This is a genomic window from Janthinobacterium sp. GL_088, assembly GCF_057837845.1.
The window spans coordinates 3,549,492-3,570,882 of sequence record NZ_CM174453.1; the positions used below are offsets into that span (position 1 = coordinate 3,549,492).

A 21,391-nucleotide genomic window follows, 5' to 3' on the forward strand; every position below is an offset into this window, starting at 1 on the left:
ATCGAGGCATGAAGAATACCAACTGGACCCTATATACCTGCTCGGGCGTCTGCGCGCTGATCATGCTCGACACCAACGTCGTGGCCGTCTCGCTGCCGTCGATCGCCCGTTCGCTGAACGCCAGCTTCGTCGATGTGGAATGGGTGGTCAGCGCCTACATGTTGGCGTTCGCCTCATTTCTGCTGCCCGCCGGCAGTATCGCCGACCGCCTGGGACGGCGCAGGGTGATGCTGTTCGGCTTGGCCGTGTTCGCGCTGGCGTCGCTGCTGTGCGGCCTGGCGTGGACGCCGTTCGTGCTCAACGTGGCGCGCGCCATCAAGGGACTCGGTGCGGCGCTGCTGCTGACGTCCGCGCTGGCCGTCATCGGCCACACCTTCCATGCGGAAAAGGAGAGGGCGCGCGCCTGGTCCGTGTGGGGCGCGGCCATGGGCGTGGCCATGACCGTGGCGCCCCTGCTGGGCGGCCTGATCACGAGCGCCATCAACTGGCGATGGATTTTCTATCTGAACCTGCCCGTTGTCGCCATCCTGATGTGGTTGGTAGGCAGGCACGTGGACGAGTCGAAGGATGCCTCCAACGCCAGTTTTGATCCATTCGGCGCGGCATTATTCTCCGCTGGCCTGTTCTGCATTATCTGGGGCTTGATCGACGCCAGCGTGGCGGGTTGGTCCAGCCGCGCCACCATGTTGCGCTTTGTGGCTGGCGCGGCGCTGCTGTTGGTCTTCGTGCTGGTGGAACGGTGCCAGCGCGCGCCGATGGTCGATTTGAGCCTGTTTGGCCGGCGCGTATTCGTCGGCGCCGTGCTGGGCATGTTCGGCTACGCCATCGCCGCGCAAGTGATGATGACGTTCCTACCGCTGTATCTGCAGAACGCCTTCGGTTTTTCCGCCGTGCTGGCCGGCTGCGCCATGCTGCCGTTTGCCGTCGCCATGGTGGTGCTGTCCCGGCTGGCGCCGCGCGCCATGCGCCACCTGGACGACCGCGGCATCTTAGTGACGGGCTTGCTGATCGTCGCTGTCGGCAACGTGGCCACGGCCCTGGCCGCCGCCAGCCTGCAGTACGGCTGGGTGGCGGCCGGCATGCTCGTCACGGGAGCGGGAGCGGGATTGCTCAACGGCACGACGCAAAAGGCCATCCTTGCCTGCATTCCCCGCGAACGCACGGGCATGGGTTCCGGCATCAGCACCACGACGCGCTTTGTCGGCATCGTCCTGGCCGTGGGCGCGCTGGGCGCCGTGCTGGCCATGCGCACGGCCGCTTCGTTCGAGAAGCTGGCGTGGCTGCACGGCTTGAAGGCCTCGCCTGAAATGATCGGCCGCATCGTCGCCGGCAACGCGGCCGACGCCTTCGGCCAGTTGCCGCCCGCGATGCAGGCCGTGGCGCAGGAAGCGGCGCGCCACGCCTTCATCGACGGCTTTGCCAGCGTGCTGTACCTGGCTGGCGGACTGGCGGCCGTGGTGGCGGCGCTGGTGTTCGTGCTGGCCAGGCCGCCGGGAAAAGTGTAACTGTTCAGCAAGTTCCGCGTGCGCGGCCAGCACATGTAATATGATGCCATCGAGCAATACATGGCATTCATATAACTACCGCAGGGAACTGTATGCGCAGAAAACGCATCATCATCACGAGCGTGCTGGTCGCAGTCATCGGCGTGGCTGCTCCACTGAGCCTGGCCTTCTACCTGTCGTCGGTGCGCGCTGAGCAGGGTGAGCAGGAACGCCTGCGCCTGCTGGCCGGCTACGCGCTCGAGCGGGCACACCGTTCCATCGCCTCTGCCAGCGCCGCCCTGCGCAGCGCCGATGCGCTCGACCTGGCGCCATGTTCGGAAGCGCATATCCAGCAACTGCGCCGCATCACCATCACCACGCGCAGCATCGACGATATCGGCTATGTGGAAAACGGCTTGCTCAAATGCACGTCCACGGGTATCGAAGAGGCGCGCATCACCGTCACGCCCGCCGACTTTACCCTGGACAATGGCATCGGCCTCGATTTCAACCTGCGCCCCGTCGTCAGCGGCGGCAAGCGCATGGTGGGGCTGTCCTACCGTGCCTATAAGGTGCTGATCGATCCCGTGCGCTTTTCCGACGTCATCGTCGACAGCGATATCCAGATGGCCGTGGCCATCGGCAAGGAAGGCGTGCTCGACACCTTGCACCATCCGGACCCCGCACAAGTGCAAGCCTTGCTTGCCGGCACACCCATGGCGAGCGACATCAGGCACGATGGCAGCATCCACGCAATGCTGTACCGCGACGGCTTGACGGCCGTCATGATCGAGCCGCGCAGCAAGCTGAACGACAGGCTGCGGCGCGAGCAGTTGCTGCTCTTGCCGCTGGGCCTGCTGATGGCGGCATTCATCGTCGGCATCGTCGTGTGGCTGTCGCGCCGTCGCCTGTCGCTGATGGGAGAGTTGCGCATCGCCATCGACCGGCGCGAATTCTTTGTCCATTACCAACCCATCATCGCGCTCGACACGGGCGTGTGCGTGGGCGCCGAGGCGCTGATACGCTGGCGCCGTCCCGACGGCAGCATGATACGGCCCGACCTGTTCATCCCCGTGGCCGAGGAAAGCGAACTCATTTTGCCCATCACCGACCAGGTGATCGCTTGCGTCATCGCCGACATGCGCGCCGCGCTGCTGGCCGACCGCGAACTGCACATCGCCATCAACCTGTGCGCCAGCGATATCGAAACGGGCCGGGTGCTCGACGTGCTGGAACGGGCATTGGCCGGCACGGGCATCGAGGCGCAGCAGATCTGGCTGGAAGCGACGGAGCGGGGCTTCATCAACGTGGAAGCGGCCCGCGCCACCATCGAAAAGGCCAGGGCACGGGGCCATGCCGTGGCCATCGACGACTTCGGCACCGGCTATTCCAGCCTGTCTAGCCTGCAAAACCTGCCGCTCGACGCCCTGAAAATCGATAAATCCTTCGTCGACACCATCGGCACGGACGCGGCCACCAGCAGCGTCACGCCGCACATCATCGCCATGGCGCGCACCTTGAACATGCTGATCGTGGCCGAAGGCATCGAAACGCAGCAGCAAGCGGACTATCTGCTGGAGCGCAAAGTGGAATTCGGCCAGGGATGGCTGTTTGCCAAAGCGCTGCCAGCCGCGGAATTCCTTGCCTTTTACCGGGCGCGCCGCGCGCCATCGTCCACATGAAACAGCCACGCTTTCCCTACCCATTGCAGCCGCTGCGCGTACCGGGCGGCTGGGATATCACCGTCAATACCCTGTTCGAAGTGGAGCCAGGTCCCGAGACCATGCAATGGTTCAGCAGCGCATTGCTGCTGTGGGGCAGCTGCCGCGACACCGGCTACTGCTTCAACTCGCACTTCGAGCCGGAAGACGATCCGCAAGGCGACTTCGTGCTGGAGATGGGCAAGGTGGCATACGACCGCCACGGCAAGATCGTCCAGGGCAGCGACGCCTTCCTGGGCGAGTTTCGCACGCGCAGCAAGGCGGAGTTTGTTGCCCGGGTCGAACAGTTCATGCAAGACCCGGCAGCTTGATTTTTACGGCTTGCGCGGCAAGACGACGTCCTGCCCGCCTTGCTCGAGCACGGCGCTGGCGACCTTGCCCGCGGCATCGCGTGTAAACGCCAGGTCCGCATCGATGGCGCGGAAGAAGAATTGGTCTTTCGCGCTGGCAAACAAGGGCGCCGATCCCATGCCCGTGCCGGCCGCTTCCAGTCCCTGCTTGCCCAGGGTCACCGTCAACGTGAAATCCTTGTCCAATGGATACTCGCCAACGTACTCGGCCAGCGCGGCGCGCGGTACTTCGATGGCGGCCTGCGGCTTTTTCAGCGGCGGCAGGGGCGTGCCGGGCAGCAAGGTGGACAGGCCCAGCGCATCGACATCGCGCGCCGTATTCGTCAGCACCATCACGCCCCGCTTGCCGTCCGTGGTAAACGCCGCATAGCTGGCGTAGCCGCCCGTCTGGCCGCTGTGCCAGGCGTAGCTGCGGCCCTGTTGCTGCTCCAGCAGCCAGGACAGGCCGATTTTCGTGTCGCCGTCGGGTGCCAGCGGGCGCTGTGGCTTGATCGCCAGCGCATACGGGCGCAGCGGCTTGAACATGTACGCTTGCAGGTAAGCCACCATGTCGCGCGCGCTCGAATACACGCCGCCGGCCGGCGCCACCACGTTCAAATCCCAGGCCGGCGTCAGCTCGCCCGACAGCAGATGGCCGGGCGCTAGGCGCGCCAGCATGCCGTGCGTGGGCTGGTTCGAGGTGGAACGCATGCCGAGCGGCACGGCGATGCGCTTTTGCAGCAGTGCTTCATAGCTGCTGCCGGCCTGTGCGGCCAGTGCCGTGCCCAGCACGGCGTAGCCGATGTTCGAGTAGTCAAATTTCGTCCCCGGTGCGTGGGGCAGATGGTAGGCGGCGAGAAACTGCCGCTGTCTGGCTTCCGTGTAGTCGGCATACGGGTTGGCCGGGTCCTTCGGCGCGAAGTTGTCGGGCAGGCGCGGCAGCGAAGAATAATGCGTGGCCAGGTCGAGCAGGCTGATCTTCTTGCCGTCGAAGGCGGGCACCGTATAGCCCGGCAATAATGTGGCCACCGGCTCGTCGAGTTTGACCTTGTTTTCGGCGACGGCGTCGGCCAGCAGCAAGGCCGTCATGGTTTTGGTGACGGAGCCGATCTGGTAGACGGTGTCGGCGCCCGGCTTGATGTTCTTGCCGGCATGCACGCTGCCAAAGCCGTACACGGCGCTGTGCTTGCCGTCGATCACGGCGATGACGATGCTGGCGTGCATGCCCGTGCGCGTGAGTTCTTCCGCGCGCTGGCGCACGGCGTCATCGAGTGCAGGGGCGGCCAGTGCAGCGGTGCCGGCGAGACAAAGGGGGAGGAGGGCGAAAATGGGTGTCATGGGAAACCTTGTCCAGGGTGGGCCGAATGCACGCCAGTGCCTGGATAAGGTCTCTGGCATGTCAAGTGAAGGATACGGCGCCAACATGAAGGCTGCCTGAGTTTTATGGCTCGGGCATGGCAAGGCTTGCGCTGGCTCAATTTTCAGCCATCGGCGCTTCCAGCAAGCCCGCCAGTTGGGCGCGCATGTCGGCGGACATGCATTGCAACAAGTCGCCGCGCCGGCGCGCATCGGCGCGTTTCTTTGACGGCACGTCGGCCAGGTCCGGCGCCCGGTAGGGCGCACAGGGCAAGTGATAATTACCGTCGCGCATGCGCAAGGCGTGCAATTCCTGCCACGCCAGGTCGTAGTCGGCGGCGATATGGCGCCGGCGCCGCGCATTCAGGGCGATGCGGTTGTCATTGCTGATCAAAAACACGTTATTGCAGGCAAAAAAATCACCGAAATCGCGCAGGGCCGTCACCATCAGGTTTTTCGGACGGCAACCGTGCAGCGCCCGCGTAGCCGCCTTCACGGCTTGCGCGCCCGCTTCGGAGCGCAAGCCTTGCAGCGCGCCCAGCTGCAGGGACACGCCGTCGGCGCGCGGCAGGAACAAAAAGCTGGCCAGGTAGAAAGGCTGGCCGTCGCGCGTCAGGCGCAGGCACAGTTCGCCTTCGCGGTGGCTGTCGTGGATGGCCGTCAGCTGCAGGCGGTACAGCGCCCCATCCTTGCCTTCGAACGCGGCCAGCACCACGGGCTGGCGCGCGGCCAGTTCGACCAGGGCGCGCGCGCCCGCTTGCCACAGGAAACGGTAATGTCCTTCCAGCAAGGCCAGGCGATCCGTGCAACCGAGCTGGCGCGAGGCGTACGGGCGGTAAATCTTGAAGCGCAGACAAGGATGCAGCTGCGCCAGCGAGCTCAAGCCGGGCATGCTGCCCAGGAAGGCTTGCCAGCGCGTGCGCTGGCGGGGAAAGAAGAGGGCGCCCAGCGCCGCTTTCAGGCGGTGTCCGCTGGCGGGCGCTGGTCGCACGGCGGGTGGCACGGCGGCGCCGTGGCGCAAGGTTAAAGCGATGTCATTCATGGTTCAGCCGGTGAGGGCAGGCGCTGCACAATGAGAGCCTTGCCAAGCTGAATGCTACGTGGACCAGGTGAAGTTCATATTAAGAAGCTGTTTCCATTTAGAGGATGACAACTAAACATTTGCCTTCTAGCAATACGGACGGTTATGCTCGCCGCATCCTGACTCGATCACTGACGCCTTTCATGAACCATCGCCAATTGCTTGCCATTCCCCTGCTCGTTGCCGCTCTGGCCGCCCAGGCGCAGGACCGCTTGCCCGCGCAGGTGACGACGCGCAGTGTCAAGCTGGCAACGGGTGAGGGGCAGGTATCGGTGGCCGACGGCTATCGGCTGATGTTGTTCCACAAGAGCAGCTTGCCCTTCGTGAATCTGAAAATCGAACGCAGCGCCGAAGGCAGGTTTGCCGCCGACCGCGACACCATCGTGGCACAGCTGCAGCAGATGGCGGCCAACAGCAAGCCTCCGCATCTTGTGTCGCTGGAAACGGACACGCGCCAGGGCGTGGAAGTGCTAGGATTGAACAACCCGAATATCACGCAATCGGCCGGCGTAATCAGTCTATACACCTTGCTGCAGGCCGCCAGCGGGACGGTCGCCACCGCCTATCTGCTCAACCAGCCGGCAGATAAACGGGAATTCGCGACGGATGCGCAGTACCTGGTCTTGCGCGACCAGTTCATCGCTGCGCTGGCCGCCTGCATGGCCGATGCGGCGCAGTAATGCGTGTATGCATGAAGGAGATGCCAGCCATGAAAAAAACAGCACCGGGCACGCCACCCGATGATGAAGCGGCGAGCAGCGCCTCCGCCGCCAGCCTGATCGATGCGAAAATCGCGTCGCTGGCGGACTGGCGCGGCAAAACCCTGGCCAGCGTGCGCGCGCTGATACGCCAGGCGGACCCGGACGTGGTCGAAGAAGTCAAATGGCGCGGCGTGCCCGTCTGGTCACATGCGGGCATGATTTGCACGGGCGAAACCTATAAACTGGCCGTGAAACTCACTTTCGCCAAGGGCGCCGCCTTGCCCGATCCGGCCGGCCTGTTCAATGCCAGCCTGGACGGCAACACGCGCCGGGCCATCGACCTGCACGAAGGCGCGCACCTCGATACCGCGGCATTCAAGGCGCTGATACGCGCCGCCGTGGCGCTAAACACGACGCCGAAACCAAAACGGACGACGACTTGAGACAATATCTGTATATCTGGCACGACCCTGCCGAGCGCATGCTGATCGCTTCCGGCATCGAATTCAAGGATTTTCTTCCGGCCCTCGGCGAGTCCGGCGGCATCGTGCTGCGCAGGGGCAGCGCCGGCACAATCAAAAAGCCTGCCGCATGGCAGACCTTGGCGGGGCAACAATTGGCGGCCCTGGCCCAGGAAGACCTGCACGCCTGCGGCAGCCATGCCTGGGCCGATTGGCAAGGCCCAGCACCCGCTGTGCATGAAGTGGAAGTGGCCGCAATGCTCGACCACCGTGGCGCGCTCGCGCCGCTGCCTGCCTTGCGCGGCCGCTTCCTCGCCTTTGCCCATGACGACGGCTGGTATCTGAAACTGTTTTACGGGGAATGGGACGACGCGGCCGCTTTGCTCGCCGGCGCCATCCCGCCAGGCTTGGGCACGCTCGACCTGGAGGCGCTGCAACAGGGTGGTAACGGCTACTGGCTGCAAGACGGCATGGTCGACCTTGAACTGACAACCTACGACATCGACAGCGTGCTGAACCGCCGCCTGTAATGAATGAATAACGCGCCAGCCATGTGCCTGATTCGGTCCTTTACCAGCGCGGACACGCCGTTCTGCACCGCCATCCTGGCCCTGGCCGGGCGCGACGCCTTCGGCCCTGTCGCCGACAGCGCCGTTTTCACGGCGGCCACGCAGGGCGAAGAGATCCTCGTTGCCGAATCCGATGGCAGCGTCGCCGGCTTTGCCGCCGTGTACACGGGCGATGCCCCTGATTATTTCCTGCACCATCTGTACGTGCACCCGGCGCACAGCGGCCTGGGCATCGGCGCGCACCTGCTGGCGGCCGTCGTGGCCCGTTTCGGCCCGCACCTGAGCCTCAAGACGCAGCTGGCCAACACGGGCGCGCGGCGTTTTTATGCGCGCGCGGGCTGGATCGAGGACGAAGGCGACGGCGGCATGGACCGCCTCGGCGCGTGGATACGCGTGCGTTGCCAGGCCGGGGCACCTGTGCGATGAATGATCCTGGCGCGATAGACCCGGCTCTGGCGAGAATGATGGGCTGGTTCCTGATCCTGCTTGCCATTCCGGCAGGCTATTTTTCCTTCTGGCGCGCGTACGACAAGCTCACATCGCCCGCCTGGCCCGTGACGAGCGCCGAAATCGTACGCAGCAGCATGTATCAGCGCACGGGCAAGTCGCAGGACTGGTGCGTCAAACTGAGCTACCGCTACAGCGTGGAGGGCGAGGCCTACCGCAGTTCGCGCATCGGCGTCTCGCGCATCGGCAACGCCGGCTGCCACCGCGACCAGTCCGTCACCGCGTGGCGGCTGGCCAGCATGGCGCCGGGCGCGCGCATCCGCGTGCATTACCGGCCGAGCGACCCGAACGAGACCGCCGTGTTTCTCGCCGGCCTCGATTTCCTCGATTATTTTGGCGTTGCCGTGGCGCTCGTCCTGCTCGTGGTCGGCGTATCGGAAGCGCGCAAGCGAGAGCCAGCCGCTGACCCGCTCCGACAAGGCCGGTCGTGATGCCGGGCGCATCGGCAACGACCTGTTCGCAGATAGGCAGCGATGTCTGTCAGCATGCCGTTGTTGCCACCGTGGCTGAGAAGGATGCGCAAGGCAACCATGGCGCTTCGCAAGCGCGCAGCACGCCGTCAGGCAGCGCTTCCTGCCCCGGCAGTTCCTGGAACGCGGCCGTGTAGCAGGGGCGCCGGCGCTAGCGTGCGCCAGCAGCGGCGCGCCGATCGGCGTCAAGGGGAAATGTTGCGCATACGCAGGCGAAATAGTGGGGCGAAACCTGGAAACTGGCGATGCCCGTCCGGGGGGCCATCATAGATATCCCAGGCCATGTAAACGGGTTCAGACATCGCGTTGCTCCTTGGTGTGCAGCGCCAGGCGCGCCGCCATGCCGGCGTTGTCGCGCAACAAGCCGTCGCGCTCCTGCGCCAATGCGTCCATTTTCTGCTGCGATAGTTGCCCATGCTCCGCCAGCATGTCGAGCTGGCGGTCTTGCGCGGCCAGCGCCACCTTGGCATCGTTCAGCGCCAGCAAGGCCGTATCGAGCTTGGCCAGCAGGGCGTCGGCGGACGCGGCAGCCTGCAAGTATTGAAATTCGAACTGGTCGCGCTCCGGGCGCACGGTGGCCAGCGCTGTACGGTCGGCCGCCGCGTCGTCAGCCAGGCGCGCGTGTTCCGCCTGCAGCTGGTTCAGGCGCATGTCTTGCTGCACCAGCGTCGCTTGCTGGCCCTGCAAACGCTGCTGCAGCTGGGCGTTGTCCTGTTCCAGCCGGCTGATCCGTTGCTGCGCCTGCGCCCGTTCCTCGCTGCGCTGCGTGGCGGCCGCTTCCTGGTAATGGTCGAACTGCGAACGCACCTGCGCCAGCTGGCGATTCAGCGCCGCGATTTCCTCGCCCCGGTCGGCCAGGCGCTGCGTCAGTCCCGCGTTATCGCTGTGTAAGGTGGCCAGCGTAACGGCGCGAAAATGGTGCTCTTCTTTCAGTTGCGCCAGCGCATGCTGCGTGGCGCGCAATTCCTGGGTGAGGGCGGCGCGCGCCTCCGTCAGTTTCAAGCGCTCCGTTTCCGTCTTCTTCAGCTTTTCCAGCGCCGCATCGAGTTCGGCGCGGTTTTGCTGCATGCCCGTTTCCAGCTGCTGCGCCACGTCGCGCTGCTGCTTGTCATACACGCCGCGCATCGCTTCCATCAGCTCGGCCGGCAAGCCTGCCTCCGTTTTGACGGCCCCCGCGCCCTGGAACTCTTCCTTCCAGCGTTTCAGCAGGGGCGCGATGGTGCTCTTGCTGCCCGTGCTGCCCAGCGCTTCGCGCACGCTGTCGACCGTGGGATTGCGGCCATCGGCAGCGACGATTTGGGCTGCTTTCATAACATCAGAGTACAAAATGCCGGTGCGGGCCATAAAATCACCTATGAACGAAATTTAGTAACGTATTACATGATACGTAATATGGAATAATATTACGATATAAATTTTCGAAATTTTTTTAAAATATAAGTCGCGATAAGATCGCTTATCGCGTGTTATGGGGGTGGTTTGCATGCTATTCTGTGACTCTCCCAGTACAAAACCGCGATTTCGCCACCGCCATGCCCGATTTGCCCCTCTCGAAACGCCGTGCCGCCATGCCCAAAAGCACCGCCGTCGCCGCCGCGCCATTACATGGCGCCCTGATCGATGCCGAGCTGGCCGCGCGCTATCATGCCTTTTTAGCCGCCGCCACGTCCGATAACACGCGCCGCACCTACCGTTCAGCCATCCGCCACTTCCAGGCCTGGGGCGGAGCGCTGCCCGCCGACGAGTCCACCGTCATCCGTTACCTGATGGCGTATGCGGACAGCCTGAACGCGCGCACCCTGGCCCTGCGCCTGACGGCCCTGTCGCAATGGCATGTGTACCAGGGCTTCGCCGATCCCGCATCCACGCCCACCGTGCGCAAGACCCTGGCCGGCATTGCCCGCCTGCACGGCAAGCCAAAAAAGAAGGCCAAGGCGCTGCCGCTGGAAGACCTGGAAACGATCGTGTCCAGACTGGCCGCGCTGGGCAACGTCAAGGCCTTGCGTGACAGCGCCTTGCTGCAGCTGGGCTTTTTTGGCGGTTTTCGCCGCAGCGAACTGGTGGGATTGAGGGTGGAAGACGTGAGTTCGGAGCCGCAGGGGATGGTGATCACCTTGCCCCGCTCGAAAACGGATCAATTGGGGGAGGGCATCGTCAAGGCGATCCCGTTCGGCGACGGCGTCTGCTGTCCGGCCACGGCCTTGCGCGCCTGGCTGGCCGCGGCGCATATCCGCACGGGGCCGCTCTTGCGCCCCGTCAATCAATGGGGCCATGTGAGTATGAAAGCGCTGCACGCGAGCAGCATCAACACGATACTGGAGGGCTGCGCCAGGCTGGCGGAGCTCGATTACGTGCCGGAACTATCGAGCCACAGCCTGCGTCGCGGCATGGCTACCAGCGCCCACCGGGCCGGCGCCGATTTCCAGGCCATCAAGCGCCAGGGCGGTTGGCGCCACGACGGCACCGTGCATGGCTATATAGAGGAGGCAGGGCGTTTCGAGGAAAATGCGGCCGGGAGTTTGTTGAAGGCGAAGAAGAAGGCGGCGGGCTGAAGCGCCCGACGACACCGTGCAGCGGACCGCCGGTTGACCGACTGTTATCCCACATTCAACTGATGACATACCCGAGCAAATACAGTACAACCGTAAAGACTGCCAGCAGCAAGAGTCTGCTCAGTTTTTTAGATGTGGTAACGCCGGGCCTTGCGCTAAGCCATCCCGTCACCATAAAAATGAACGATGGGCCAAGAAGATAGGCGACAAGCGCGGCAGTGACCCACCAGGATACCGAACACGGCCCTATTTCGTAGCCAGCGCTGGAGTCGTGGCGCAACAGCTTGACATGAAACCAGAACGGCAGGTGACTGCCGGCGACCATTGCAGCCCAGCTTGTTAGCAGTCCAGCAATAAGAAACCCTAGTGATAAGCCAATACGTTTCCCTTGACCTCCAAACCAATCAGGGGTGTTGCTGCTTGTAGAGAAACCAGGTCAAGACTGCCATGATAGACAGCGAGAATAGCGTGCTGATACACACTATCCACGTTGCGTGATGCTTTCAAGCCTGCAGCACGCGCCAGACTTCTGCAATGGTGCCAGTGTGGCTCATGCAGCCGCCTGCTCCCGGGGGCGGATGATCATGCAGGTGGCCGTCGCGTGCGCGTACACTTTACCGGCTTCGTCGCGGATGGTGCCTTCGGAAATGACCAGGTTGCGTCCCGCATTGATGACTTTGCCTTCCGCGTAGACCGTCACGTTGAAGGGCAGGGGACGGCACATCTTGATGTTCAGGTCCGTCGTGCCGTAGCTTTCGCCGGCCGGCAAGACTGTGTGCGTGGCGCAGCCCGTGACCGTGTCGAGCACGGTGGCCGCGAAACCGCCGTGCACGCCGCCCATGGGATTGGTGTGCGTTTCATTCGCCGTCGCCGTGAAGATGACACGGCCATGTTCGACCGTGTGCGCATCCATGGGCATGGTCTTGGAAATGCCGGGCCGGGGGAACAGGCCTTGCGCGAAAGCTTGCATCAGTTGCAAGCCGGTCATGTCGTTCGGGTGCATGGGTAACTCCTGTGGTGGTGGTGTGGGGGTGGGTCAGACGTCCTGCGCAAAACGCAGGCGCGAGGCGTGCAGCAGGAAGCGGGCGACGACGGCCAGTTCTTCCTCGCTGAAACCTTGCTTCAGTTGTTCATTCAGGCTGTCGAGCAGGGGCAGGGCGGCGGCCAGCACCTCGCCGCCCCTGGGCGACATGTGCAGGGTGCCGGCGCGCGCATCGAGCGCCGACTGGCCGCGCACGATCAGGCCGTTTTCTTCCATGCGCGCCACGAGGCCCGTGACGGCCGAGTTTTTCAGTTGCAGCGCCCGTCCCAGATCCTTGAGTTGGCAGCCTTCCTCGCCCTTCAGGGCGAACAGGGCGACCACTTGTGTGCCGGAAAAACCCAGTTCGCTGGTAAAGACGGCATCGGCCGAGCGGAACAGGTTCTGGCGCGCCAGGTTGAGCAGATTGAACAGGCGCGGCGAACGCTCGCCCAGCGGGCAAGCGGCGGCATCGGGAACGTCTGGGGTAGAGGGAGTATTGGTACGCATGCGAAGTATACTACTACGTATGCGTAATAAATCAAGTGTCAATTGCTAGTCGCGCTGGTGGCGTCCGATATAGCGGGCGCGTGGCCGTATCAGCGCCGCGCTGGCGGCTTGCTCGGCGGCATGCGCTATCCAGCCGGCGGAGCGGGCCAGGGCAAACACGCCCATGCCAGCGCCCTCGGGCCAGCCGAACGCCAGCTCCATGGCCGCCAGCGCCAGGTCGGCGTTCGGACGCGCATCGAGCAGTTCGCCCGCCACCGCGCACGCCGCCAGGATGGCGCGCAACTGCGGGTACCCATGCGACAGCGCCGACAGATGCTCCAGCAGATACGCGGCGCGCGGGTCGCCGTCTGGATACAGCGGATGGCCAAAGCCGGCGAATTCCGGCGCAATGTTCTTGTAAAAGGCATTGATGTTATCCCTGGCGTCTGGCGCGGCCAGCGCCTGCGTCAACATGCACCGGGCCGCCGCGCTGCCGCCGCCATGCTTGTCACCGGACAATGCTGCCAATCCTGCACTGAGCGCCATGGGCAGGCTGGCGCCCGTCGAAGCGACGCAGCGCACGGCAAAAGTGGACGCATTCAATTCATGGTCGGCCAGCAGCACGAGGGCGGCACGCAGCAATTCCGCCTGTTCCGCGTCAGCCTGCCACGCCAGCGCCAGTTGCAGGTGCAGCGGCAGGGCGGATGGCGCCGTCTGCAGCAGGGCGGCGGCCAGCAGGCGCATCAAGGCGGGGCCGGACTGCAGTGAGTGCGGAATGGCCGCTGGTGTCAGCATGGCCATGGCCAGCATGGCGCGTGCCAGCGGCTTCGCATCGGATGCGCAGGCCAGTCCTGGCGGCAGGGCAGGCGCGTCTTGCTGGAAATAGTCGCTTGCGTTATCGTCCCACAGCAGCCCGGCGGCCGCTTCCAGGGTCGCGTGCCGGGCCAGCGCTGTCGCATCGCAGCCCCGGTACAGCAGTCGGCCGTCGAGAATGTGGGAAATCCGCGTTTCCAGCACGGGCAAGCCCCAGTGCATCGCAGCCACGGCCGTCTGGCCACCGCGCTTGGCGTCATTTCTACGGGCCGCCAGGCGCAGCACGTCTTCCTGCGGATAGCGCTTGCCGCGCGATGCTCCATTGCTGACGGAAGCCAGCAAGCCCCGGCTGACATAGGAATACAGGGTGGGCAGGCTGACGCCCAATAGGCGCGCCGCCTCAGAGGCGGATAAATCGTTGTTCATGGCGGCCATTGTAGCGTTTGTCACTTTATATTGATTGATGGAATCAAGATTGACGGGCCGGGCCGCGCCTCACTAGACTCATGCCTTTCCAGGAGTATCCATGAGCACACACACCATTCGCACCCTGCGCCCGGACGACGCCGGGTCCCTGCTGGCCTTCGAGCAAGCCAACCGGGCCTGGTTCGAGCGCCATATCGACCGGCGTCCGGACGCTTTTTACAGCATTGACGGCATCCAGGCCCACGTCGCGCAATTCCTGGACGAGCACGCACAGGGCCGCATGCACCCCTGCGTCATCGTTGACGAACATGGCAAGCTGATCGGACGCGCCAACCTCAAGGACATTGACCGGCAGCAAGGCGTGGCCGAAGTCGGCTACCGCATCGGCGAGCAGCAAGCGGGCAAGGGCCTGGCCACGGCCGCGCTGTACCACCTGATCTCCCTGGCGCAAGGCGAGTGGCGGCTGGCCAGCCTGTGCGCCTACGCCATCGACGGCAATGCGGCATCGATCCGCGTGCTGGAACGCTGCGGTTTTGTGCAGGGAATTGCCGTGCCCGATATTGCCATCGTGGCAGGCAACGTTGTCGATGGCCATGCGTATGCGCTGGATTTGCGGGCGGCTGGGGTAGACTCTATCCTGTTATAAAAAACAAAGTTAGCAAATATGAATCGTGAAGTCCCAAAACGCCCAAAACACATCGTCGTCATCGGCGCCGGCATCGTCGGCGCGTCGCTCGCATACCACCTTGCCAGCAAGGGGACACAAGTTACCGTGGTGGAGGCGGACGGCATCGCTTCCGGTGTGACGGGCACCTCGTTTGCCTGGATTAACACGTCCTGCGCCGGGATTGACCCCATTGCGGCCCTGCGCGGCGGCGCCATCGCCGCCTGGCGCCGGCTGGAAACGCAGGTGCCCGGCTTGACGGTGCGCTGGCATGGCGCCTTGTCGTATGGCACGCAGGATGGGCGCGTGTCGCCCGAGTCCCTATTGATTGACCGCTCGCGCATCGCCCAGCTTGAACCGCAGCTGCGGCAGCCGCCGGGACAGGCCGTCCACGAGCCGGAGCAGGGCGCGCTCGACGCCGTTGCCGCGACGCATGCCTTGCTGGCAGCGGCCCGGGCGCTGGGCGCGACGGTCCTCACGCATATGCCCGTGCTGGGCTTTGTGGTCCAGGACGCGCAGGTGACGGGCGTGGAAACGACTGCTGGCATCATTGAAGCGGATGTGGTCGTGCTGGCGGCAGGCACGGGTACCGCCGCGCTGGCGGAAAAACTGGGCGCCAGCCTGCCGATTCTCGCCTCGCCCGCCATCTTCCTGCGCTACCAGGCACCGCCTGGTCTGGTGCGCGGCATTATTTCCAGTCATGCAATGGAGGTGCGGCAGGGTGAGGATGGCACCGTGCTGGCAGCGGAAGACTATGTGGACGACGCGCCGGACAACCAGCCCGCCGCCATGGCGCTGCGCACGGCCAGAGCGATCCGCAACGAACTTGCGGGCGCCGACGCCATCGCGCCGGAATTCGCCGCTGTTGGCCTGCGGCCCATGCCCTTTGACGGCGTGCCCGTCATCGGCTATTTGCCGCAGGTGGGAGGCGTATATGTGTGCGCCATGCATCCAGGCGTCGTGCTGGCCGCCATCGTGGGCCAGCTTGCCAGCGAGGAAATCGTCACTGGCGAGCCAGCATCAGCCCTGGAAGCTTGCCGGCCCGCGCGTTTCCTGGCTTGATTATTCCTCGCTGATTTCTACGGCACAGGCACCACGAACACGGGCAGGACGAACGGCACTTGCTCCTGCTCCTGCTCATCGCCTTCCTCCGACGGGGCCTGCATATAGTGTTCATTGCGCCAGTCCCCGTTCACCACGCGGTCGGCGATCAGCGCCAGATCCTGCGTTTCGCGCAACTCGCAGCGAAACGGCAAGCGGCCGTGCGAGCGCGACACCAGACTAAAGCGCAACTGGCGGCATTGCGCATCGTGCCAGCAATAGAACAGCATGTCTTCGCCAGCGAGCGCGCTGCCGCGCGCCGCGATCAACTCTCTGATGAATTCGACGATATCCGCCGCATGGATCTGCGGCGTTTCCTCCTCCGTCGGCGAAAAGCTCCACATATTGGTGTTCGCTTCGTGATTGATGTCGTCGGCATCAACGAGCACCTCATCGTTTCGCGCCATCTCCAGCCAGGTATTGACTGTCTTGCAATTCATCATGTCATTGTTCCAGTAAGTAATTCAGTAAATAACTCAGTAAGTCTCCACGCATGGCTTCGATCCCCGCCTCCAGCACGTCGCCAGCACCGCCTGGCGTTCCGCGCCCGTCGCGCACGGGAGGACAGGGGGCATCAGTTTAACGTGCTATCGCTCTTCGCGGCAGTGAGGTGGCGTCTCGGCGAGTGGATGGACATGTCCGATTTCTTGAGTACCGCGAGTGGAACCGCCTGGCGCGCAGCTTTTGGATGCATCCAGGCGTTGCCGCAAGACCCCTGAGAAAATTTTTAGGACCAATCTTATATACGGTGGAAATGATTGGTTTTACGATAAAAATATAGCAAGACACTTGCGTAGTTGATGACTTATTTTTTGGGAGAACGGTGAAGCACGGCGTTGTTTCTGCCGGCATGTGGGCGACGGGCGCTTTGAGCGATATTGGTTACTTTGAAAGAAGCAGAGTGCCGATGGACAAGCTCTAGCGTGAATATTTATAAACATCAAACACTCTTGATGATATATGAGAAATATTGATAAATGTGAAGTAATTTCAGTAATTTTTTCGTGGCATCGATTGCCTTGCTATATTTTTTATTGAGTAAATGCGTATTGATTTCTTATTGGCTGCTTGATTTCTCAATGCGCCATCATTTTATTTTTAACGGAATCATCATATCTTCCATCTTCTTGACTTTTGTTTTTTTGTATATTTACAAGTCAAGAAAGGGAGCAGTTGAGAAGATCGAGCAATGCAACTAGGGAGCGGCTGATTTACTCGAATTTTCGACCAACACTCGTATGTAATTCTTTGATTTTCAAGGTGGTGAATTGCAAGATATTGGATTTATCCGTACTCCCCCAGGAATGCAATAAAAGTTAATTTATTTAATATTTAAAAATATGTTTTGCCAATAAAATATGCAGAGTGGCGGAGTGTTGCTAAGCGATTATCGGAGAGGCAATGCCAAGTCAAATTAATTTTTATTATTTCGCGTTCAGTGCAACCATGGCGTTGCTCTATTTCCTTTATCGGCTTTACCGTGAAAAATCGAGGCTGCCGATAATTTTGTTTGCCAGACAAACAGCTAAATCATTTTTTTCTGGAACTTTGACAGCCTTTTTACTTAAAATCGTCATTTTCATATTCTGTGCGTTAATCGGTGGCTTCAAATTCATCGGATTTGACATGAATGTATATTCGGCATTCTCGGTCATTCTCTATTCATTAACGGCGGCATTATTTGAGGAGATAATTTTCCGTGGAATTTTAATGTCAGTTCTCCTGATTTTGTCGCAAAAATTCGCTTCTCGCTACTTTGCAGTTATTGTGCAGGCATTGTTTTTTTCCGGGCTACATCTGCAGTCATCATTTCAAATCAATCCGTTTATTCTGTCTACATTTATCTTTTCCCTATGGATGGGACTTGTTGCGATTCGAACAAAAAATTTATGGTGGCCAATCGGATTTCACTTTACCTGGAATCTAAATCATCTACTTTTAATGGGTAATAGATCGGAATTTATGCCGAAGTTTGGCCCTATATTTGAGTTTCAATATAGGCAATCAGTCTTCGGTTTATTTTTTATCAGCGCGGCTTTAATTTTCTATTTTATTTTTCTTGTTTTCAAGGATGCTATTTTCATGAAATCAATGGGATTTTCTGACCGAATTTTCAGAAAACCGACTGTTTCATCTGAATGAATATGGCAAGAACTTTTATATCGTTGATAAAGTAGATAACTTTGCAAATTCAATTCAATTCCAGCCCACTCACCCAGCCCCTGTTCCGCCAGCAAGCAATCGAGCATCTGGGCAACAAGCAATACGGCACGGTGCTGCTGGCGCGGCCCGTCAGCCATCTGTTCCTGACCTGGCTGTTCCTCGCCATCGCGCTGGCCATCGTGGCATTCTTCATCTTCTTCAGCACCACGCGCAAGGCGCAGTCGCAAGGTGTGCTGTTGCCGACCAGCGGCGTGATCCGCGTCATGCCGGGCCAGGCTGGCGTCATTGCCGGGGTGCGCGTCAAGGAAGGGCAGGCCGTGTGCGCGGGTGAGGTGCTGTTCGTGCTGTCGGGCGAACGCAGCAGCACCAATGCGGGGGCGCCCCAGCAGGTCGTATCAAGCCTGTTGAAAAGCCGGCGCGACAGCTATGACGCGGAATTGCAGCAGTCGCGCCTGCAATCGCGCCAGCGCATGGCGGCGGGACAGCGCCGTGCCAGCGACCTGGCGGCGGAGATCGCCCGCATGGATGGCCAGATCGCGCTGCAGCAGCGTCGTATTGCCCTGGCGGAACAGTCCTACCAGCGCTACGGCGATCTGCACGCCACCCATTACATTTCGTCCGCGCAACTGCAGGATAAACAGGCCGAGCTGCTGGACCAGCACCAGCGCCTGGCGGAATTGCAGCGCATCAAGTCGGCCAGCGGCCGCGACCTGGCCACCACGCAAGCGGACGTGCGCGACTTGCAGGTGCAGGCGCAGCGCGACACAGAAGGCTTGCAGCGCAATGTGTCCGCCATCGAGCAGGATCTGACGGAAAACGAGGCGCGCCGCGAAATCCTGGTGCGCGCGGCGCAGGACGGCATGGTCACGGCCATCACCACCGAACTGGGCCAGACGGTGGCGGCCAACAGCGTGCTCGCCTCCGTGCTGCCGCAAGGCGCCCAGCTGGAGGCGGAAATCTACGCGCCGTCGCGCTCGGTCGGCTTCATCAAGCCGGGCATGACGGTGCTGCTGCGCTACCAGGCCTATCCGTACCAGAAATTCGGCCAGTATCCGGCGCTCGTGCGCGAAGTGGCCAGCACCTCGCTGCGGCCCGAAGAGCTGGCGGTGCCGGGCGCCGTCAGCGGCACGAATGGCGAACCCTTGTACCGCATTCGCTTGAGCTTGCAGCGCCAGAGCGTGCAGGCGTATGGCGAAACCCTGCCCCTGAAGTCGGGCATGCTGGTCGACGCCAGCGTGCTGCTGGAACAGCGGCGCCTGTATGAATGGGTGCTCGAACCCCTGTTCAGCATTTCCGGGCGCCTGTAAGCCCCATATTGATTTTCCACAATACTTTACGTCTGCGCTTCATGCACCTCCCTGATCTTGCCCACCTGTCCTTCTGGCGCAGCCAGCGCCTGCCCGTCCTGCTGCAAACGGAAGCGGCCGAATGCGGCCTGGCCTGCTTGTCCATGGTGGCCAGCTACTGGGGCCACCAGACCGATATTTCCAGCATGCGCCGGCGCTTTTCCGTCTCCCTCAAGGGCGTCACGTTAAAAGGGCTGATGGCGATGGCGCAGGGGCTGGCCCTGCATACACGGCCCTTGAAACTCGACATGCAGCATTTGCCCGAGCTGAAGCTGCCCGCCATCCTGCATTGGGACTTGAACCATTTTGTCGTGCTCAAGTCCGTCTCCGGCAGCCATGCGGTGATCCACGATCCGGCCGTGGGCGAACGGCGCCTGCCGCTGGCGGAAGTGGCGAAACACTTTACGGGCGTGGCGTTGGAGCTGACGCCCACCGCCGAGTTCAAGAAGGCCGAGGAAAAACAGCAGTTTTCCTTGCTGTCGCTGATGGGGCGCGTGGTGGGCCTGAAACGCGGCTTGCTGCAATTGCTGGTGCTGGGCTTGGCCTTGCAGGTGTGCGCGCTGGTGGCGCCGTTCTACATGCAGTGGCTGGTCGATGAAGCCTTGCTGGCCGCCGACCGCGACCTGATCACCGTGCTTGGCTGCGGCTTCTTGCTGCTGGTGCTGGTACAGACGGCCATCGGCGCCGTGCGTTCCTGGATCACCACGGTGCTGGCCACTAACCTGAATTTGCAATGGCTGGGCAATGCCTTTGCCCATCTATTAAAGCTGCCGCTGCCATATTTCGAAAAACGCCACACAGGCGATATCGTCTCGCGCTTCAATTCCATCCAGACCATGCAGCGCAGCCTGACGACGCAATTCGTCGAAGGCGCCATCGATGGCGTGCTGGTGCTCGCCACCCTGGGCATGATGCTGTTCTACAGCCCGTTGCTGGCGGGCGTGGCCTGCATCGCGGTGCTGCTGTATGTGTTGCTGCGCTGGGCCCTGTTCAATGCCATGCGCGAAGCGACGGCCGAACAGATCATCCATGCGGCCCGGCAGCAGACGCATTTTCTGGAATCGGTGCGCGGCATCCAGAGCATCCGCCTGTTCGGCCGCACCGCAGAGCGCCGCGCCAGCTGGACCAACGCGCTGGCCGACCAGTTCAACGCCGACCTGCGCATCGCCAAGTTATCCGTTTCCTACCAGACGGCCAATACTTTGCTCTTCAGCGCCGAACGGGTGATCGTCATCTGGATGGCGGCGCTGGCCGTGCTGGACAACCGCTTTTCGGTCGGCATGCTGTTCGCCTTCATCAGCTACAAGGACCAATTCAGCCAGCGCATGGCCAGCCTGGTCGACAAACTGTTCGAGCTGCGCATGCTGCGCCTGCATGGCGAGCGCGTGGCTGACATCGTCCTGACGGACGCGGAAGCAGACGGCAGCGACGTCGAGGTCGACATGGACGATATCTCGCCATCGATCGAGATCCGCAACCTGACGTTCCGCTATGCCGATGGTGAGCCGGATGTATTGAGCGGCTTCAATCTGCACATTCCCGCCGGGCAGTGCATCGCCGTCACCGGCCCGTCCGGCTGCGGCAAGACAACCTTGCTCAAGCTGTTGCTGGGCTTGTTGCAGCCGATGCAAGGAGAAATCCTCATCGGCGGCATCCAGCTGGGCAACCTGGGCTTGGCGAATTACCGCCAATTGCTGGGCACGGTCATGCAGGAAGACACCCTGTTTGCCGGCTCGATCGCCGACAATATCAGCTTCTTTGCCCCTTCCCCCAATTACCAGCAGGTGCAAGCCTGCGCGCACCTGGCGGCCGTGCATGCGGAAATCGCCGCCATGCCGATGGGCTTTAATACCCTGGTGGGCGACATCGGCAGCGGCCTGTCCGGCGGCCAGAAACAGCGCATCCTGCTGGCGCGCGCCCTGTATAAAAACCCGAAACTGCTGGTGCTCGACGAAGCGACCAGCCACCTCGATACGCACAACGAGCAAGCCGTCAACGCCGCGATCCGGAAAATCCAGCTCACACGCGTGATCGTTGCGCACCGCCCGGAAACCATCGCCATGGCGCAAAGGGTGGTGGTGCTACAGCAAGGGACAATCGTTGTGGATGTCATGCAAGAACCACCGGATGCCTCATGAAA

Annotated in this window: 22 protein-coding genes; 15 read left to right on the plus strand and 7 right to left on the minus strand. The window is 62.0% G+C overall.

All coding sequences use genetic code 11. The annotated features are described in order from the left end of the window. Positions 1 to 8: 8 nt before the first annotated feature. The 3 genes from AC3IQ7_RS15920 (at position 9) to AC3IQ7_RS15930 (ending at position 3,516) form a co-directional block, all read left to right on the plus strand. On the plus strand, positions 9 to 1,505 hold the full coding sequence (locus tag AC3IQ7_RS15920; protein WP_489206628.1) for an MFS transporter: 1,497 nt from the start codon (positions 9 to 11) through the stop codon (positions 1,503 to 1,505). 92 nt (positions 1,506 to 1,597) lie between these two features. Then, complete coding sequence (locus AC3IQ7_RS15925; RefSeq protein WP_489206629.1) at positions 1,598 to 3,166, plus strand: EAL domain-containing protein; 1,569 nt, start codon at positions 1,598 to 1,600, stop codon at positions 3,164 to 3,166. Further along, positions 3,163 to 3,516, plus strand: a complete 354-nt coding sequence (locus AC3IQ7_RS15930; protein WP_158301097.1) for a hypothetical protein — start codon at positions 3,163 to 3,165, stop codon at positions 3,514 to 3,516. Before AC3IQ7_RS15925 ends, AC3IQ7_RS15930 begins: the two co-directional genes overlap by 4 nt. A gap of 3 nt (positions 3,517 to 3,519) precedes the next feature. Here the strand turns inward: AC3IQ7_RS15930 and AC3IQ7_RS15935 are convergent, their stop codons facing one another. Then, positions 3,520 to 4,872: a serine hydrolase gene (locus AC3IQ7_RS15935; protein ID WP_489206630.1), complete on the minus strand. Its 1,353-nt coding sequence runs from the start codon at positions 4,870 to 4,872 to the stop codon at positions 3,520 to 3,522. A gap of 136 nt (positions 4,873 to 5,008) precedes the next feature. Further along, the gene (locus AC3IQ7_RS15940; RefSeq protein ID WP_489206631.1) at positions 5,009 to 5,932 is read right to left on the minus strand and encodes a VirK/YbjX family protein; all 924 of its coding nucleotides are present in this window, start codon (positions 5,930 to 5,932) and stop codon (positions 5,009 to 5,011) included. A gap of 182 nt (positions 5,933 to 6,114) precedes the next feature. Between AC3IQ7_RS15940 and AC3IQ7_RS15945 the strand changes: the two genes are divergently transcribed. The 6 genes from AC3IQ7_RS15945 to AC3IQ7_RS15970 are packed head-to-tail and all read left to right on the plus strand — an operon-like array spanning position 6,115 to position 8,816. Next, positions 6,115 to 6,651, plus strand: a complete 537-nt coding sequence (locus AC3IQ7_RS15945) for a hypothetical protein (protein WP_489206632.1) — start codon at positions 6,115 to 6,117, stop codon at positions 6,649 to 6,651. Positions 6,652 to 6,680: 29 nt separating this feature from the next. Further along, on the plus strand, positions 6,681 to 7,115 hold the full coding sequence (locus AC3IQ7_RS15950; protein WP_322426925.1) for a DUF1801 domain-containing protein: 435 nt from the start codon (positions 6,681 to 6,683) through the stop codon (positions 7,113 to 7,115). After that, complete coding sequence (locus tag AC3IQ7_RS15955) at positions 7,112 to 7,663, plus strand: hypothetical protein (RefSeq protein WP_489206633.1); 552 nt, start codon at positions 7,112 to 7,114, stop codon at positions 7,661 to 7,663. The genes AC3IQ7_RS15950 and AC3IQ7_RS15955 overlap by 4 nt, the downstream gene beginning before the upstream one ends. A gap of 21 nt (positions 7,664 to 7,684) precedes the next feature. Beyond that, positions 7,685 to 8,128: a GNAT family N-acetyltransferase gene (locus AC3IQ7_RS15960; protein ID WP_322426923.1), complete on the plus strand. Its 444-nt coding sequence runs from the start codon at positions 7,685 to 7,687 to the stop codon at positions 8,126 to 8,128. Positions 8,129 to 8,163: 35 nt separating this feature from the next. After that, positions 8,164 to 8,640, plus strand: coding sequence for a DUF3592 domain-containing protein (locus tag AC3IQ7_RS15965; protein ID WP_489206634.1), 477 nt, complete (start codon positions 8,164 to 8,166; stop codon positions 8,638 to 8,640). Next, positions 8,640 to 8,816: a hypothetical protein gene (locus AC3IQ7_RS15970; protein ID WP_489206635.1), complete on the plus strand. Its 177-nt coding sequence runs from the start codon at positions 8,640 to 8,642 to the stop codon at positions 8,814 to 8,816. Before AC3IQ7_RS15965 ends, AC3IQ7_RS15970 begins: the two co-directional genes overlap by 1 nt. 157 nt (positions 8,817 to 8,973) lie before the next feature. Here AC3IQ7_RS15970 and AC3IQ7_RS15975 read toward each other — a convergent pair whose 3' ends face one another. Beyond that, a complete protein-coding gene (locus tag AC3IQ7_RS15975) occupies positions 8,974 to 9,990 on the minus strand; it encodes a DNA-binding protein (protein ID WP_489206636.1) in 1,017 nt (338 codons plus the stop codon). Positions 9,991 to 10,247: 257 nt separating this feature from the next. Here AC3IQ7_RS15975 and AC3IQ7_RS15980 point away from each other — a divergent pair, with 257 nt between their 5' ends. Beyond that, entirely contained in the window at positions 10,248 to 11,231 is a 984-nt protein-coding gene (locus AC3IQ7_RS15980; protein WP_489210461.1) for a tyrosine-type recombinase/integrase, read from the plus strand. A gap of 550 nt (positions 11,232 to 11,781) precedes the next feature. Here the strand turns inward: AC3IQ7_RS15980 and AC3IQ7_RS15985 are convergent. The 3 genes from AC3IQ7_RS15985 to AC3IQ7_RS15995 are packed head-to-tail and all read right to left on the minus strand — an operon-like array spanning position 11,782 to position 13,977. Beyond that, positions 11,782 to 12,234: a PaaI family thioesterase gene (locus AC3IQ7_RS15985; RefSeq protein ID WP_034748275.1), complete on the minus strand. Its 453-nt coding sequence runs from the start codon at positions 12,232 to 12,234 to the stop codon at positions 11,782 to 11,784. A 33-nt stretch (positions 12,235 to 12,267) separates the two neighbouring features. Continuing rightward, on the minus strand, positions 12,268 to 12,759 hold the full coding sequence (locus AC3IQ7_RS15990; RefSeq protein WP_099376774.1) for a MarR family winged helix-turn-helix transcriptional regulator: 492 nt from the start codon (positions 12,757 to 12,759) through the stop codon (positions 12,268 to 12,270). A gap of 45 nt (positions 12,760 to 12,804) precedes the next feature. Beyond that, complete coding sequence (locus tag AC3IQ7_RS15995) at positions 12,805 to 13,977, minus strand: citrate synthase family protein (RefSeq protein WP_199534240.1); 1,173 nt, start codon at positions 13,975 to 13,977, stop codon at positions 12,805 to 12,807. 100 nt (positions 13,978 to 14,077) lie between these two features. Between AC3IQ7_RS15995 and AC3IQ7_RS16000 the strand changes: the two genes are divergently transcribed. Continuing rightward, a complete protein-coding gene (locus tag AC3IQ7_RS16000) occupies positions 14,078 to 14,623 on the plus strand; it encodes a GNAT family N-acetyltransferase (RefSeq protein ID WP_489206637.1) in 546 nt (181 codons plus the stop codon). Positions 14,624 to 14,641: 18 nt separating this feature from the next. Then, complete coding sequence (locus tag AC3IQ7_RS16005; protein ID WP_489206638.1) at positions 14,642 to 15,703, plus strand: NAD(P)/FAD-dependent oxidoreductase; 1,062 nt, start codon at positions 14,642 to 14,644, stop codon at positions 15,701 to 15,703. 17 nt (positions 15,704 to 15,720) lie between these two features. Here AC3IQ7_RS16005 and AC3IQ7_RS16010 read toward each other — a convergent pair whose 3' ends face one another. Further along, positions 15,721 to 16,185 (minus strand): hypothetical protein, encoded by a 465-nt coding sequence (locus AC3IQ7_RS16010; RefSeq protein WP_489206639.1) that lies wholly within the window; start codon positions 16,183 to 16,185, stop codon positions 15,721 to 15,723. A gap of 958 nt (positions 16,186 to 17,143) precedes the next feature. Between AC3IQ7_RS16010 and AC3IQ7_RS16015 the strand changes: the two genes are divergently transcribed. From AC3IQ7_RS16015 to AC3IQ7_RS16025, 3 genes are read left to right on the plus strand one after another with little or no spacing between them, the layout of a single operon-like run. Beyond that, positions 17,144 to 17,884 carry a CPBP family intramembrane glutamic endopeptidase gene (locus tag AC3IQ7_RS16015; RefSeq protein WP_489206640.1) on the plus strand — a complete coding sequence of 247 codons (741 nt, stop codon included), beginning with the start codon at positions 17,144 to 17,146 and terminating at the stop codon, positions 17,882 to 17,884. Between the two features lie 41 nt (positions 17,885 to 17,925). Beyond that, complete coding sequence (locus AC3IQ7_RS16020) at positions 17,926 to 19,212, plus strand: HlyD family secretion protein (protein ID WP_489206641.1); 1,287 nt, start codon at positions 17,926 to 17,928, stop codon at positions 19,210 to 19,212. A gap of 41 nt (positions 19,213 to 19,253) precedes the next feature. Beyond that, positions 19,254 to 21,389: a peptidase domain-containing ABC transporter gene (locus tag AC3IQ7_RS16025; RefSeq protein WP_489206643.1), complete on the plus strand. Its 2,136-nt coding sequence runs from the start codon at positions 19,254 to 19,256 to the stop codon at positions 21,387 to 21,389. Positions 21,390 to 21,391 lie beyond the last annotated feature (2 nt).

Bases quoted from the DNA above. Each gene is read 5' to 3' on its own strand.
- AC3IQ7_RS15930 (WP_158301097.1), top strand. From the start codon at position 3,163: ATGAAACAGCCACGCTTTCCCTACCCATTGCAGCCGCTGCGCGTACCG.
- AC3IQ7_RS15970 (WP_489206635.1), top strand. From the start codon at position 8,640: ATGCCGGGCGCATCGGCAACGACCTGTTCGCAGATAGGCAGCGATGTC.
- AC3IQ7_RS16025 (WP_489206643.1), top strand. From the start codon at position 19,254: ATGCACCTCCCTGATCTTGCCCACCTGTCCTTCTGGCGCAGCCAGCGC.
- AC3IQ7_RS15985 (WP_034748275.1), bottom strand. From the start codon at position 12,234: ATGCACCCGAACGACATGACCGGCTTGCAACTGATGCAAGCTTTCGCG.
- AC3IQ7_RS15975 (WP_489206636.1), bottom strand. From the start codon at position 9,990: ATGAAAGCAGCCCAAATCGTCGCTGCCGATGGCCGCAATCCCACGGTC.
- AC3IQ7_RS15960 (WP_322426923.1), top strand. From the start codon at position 7,685: ATGTGCCTGATTCGGTCCTTTACCAGCGCGGACACGCCGTTCTGCACC.
- AC3IQ7_RS15980 (WP_489210461.1), top strand. From the start codon at position 10,248: ATGCCCAAAAGCACCGCCGTCGCCGCCGCGCCATTACATGGCGCCCTG.
- AC3IQ7_RS15945 (WP_489206632.1), top strand. From the start codon at position 6,115: ATGAACCATCGCCAATTGCTTGCCATTCCCCTGCTCGTTGCCGCTCTG.
- AC3IQ7_RS15990 (WP_099376774.1), bottom strand. From the start codon at position 12,759: ATGCGTACCAATACTCCCTCTACCCCAGACGTTCCCGATGCCGCCGCT.
- AC3IQ7_RS15940 (WP_489206631.1), bottom strand. From the start codon at position 5,932: ATGAATGACATCGCTTTAACCTTGCGCCACGGCGCCGCCGTGCCACCC.
- AC3IQ7_RS16005 (WP_489206638.1), top strand. From the start codon at position 14,642: ATGAATCGTGAAGTCCCAAAACGCCCAAAACACATCGTCGTCATCGGC.
- AC3IQ7_RS15995 (WP_199534240.1), bottom strand. From the start codon at position 13,977: ATGAACAACGATTTATCCGCCTCTGAGGCGGCGCGCCTATTGGGCGTC.
- AC3IQ7_RS16015 (WP_489206640.1), top strand. From the start codon at position 17,144: ATGCCAAGTCAAATTAATTTTTATTATTTCGCGTTCAGTGCAACCATG.
- AC3IQ7_RS15965 (WP_489206634.1), top strand. From the start codon at position 8,164: ATGATGGGCTGGTTCCTGATCCTGCTTGCCATTCCGGCAGGCTATTTT.
- AC3IQ7_RS16000 (WP_489206637.1), top strand. From the start codon at position 14,078: ATGAGCACACACACCATTCGCACCCTGCGCCCGGACGACGCCGGGTCC.
- AC3IQ7_RS15925 (WP_489206629.1), top strand. From the start codon at position 1,598: ATGCGCAGAAAACGCATCATCATCACGAGCGTGCTGGTCGCAGTCATC.
- AC3IQ7_RS15920 (WP_489206628.1), top strand. From the start codon at position 9: ATGAAGAATACCAACTGGACCCTATATACCTGCTCGGGCGTCTGCGCG.
- AC3IQ7_RS16010 (WP_489206639.1), bottom strand. From the start codon at position 16,185: ATGATGAATTGCAAGACAGTCAATACCTGGCTGGAGATGGCGCGAAAC.
- AC3IQ7_RS15950 (WP_322426925.1), top strand. From the start codon at position 6,681: ATGAAAAAAACAGCACCGGGCACGCCACCCGATGATGAAGCGGCGAGC.
- AC3IQ7_RS15935 (WP_489206630.1), bottom strand. From the start codon at position 4,872: ATGACACCCATTTTCGCCCTCCTCCCCCTTTGTCTCGCCGGCACCGCT.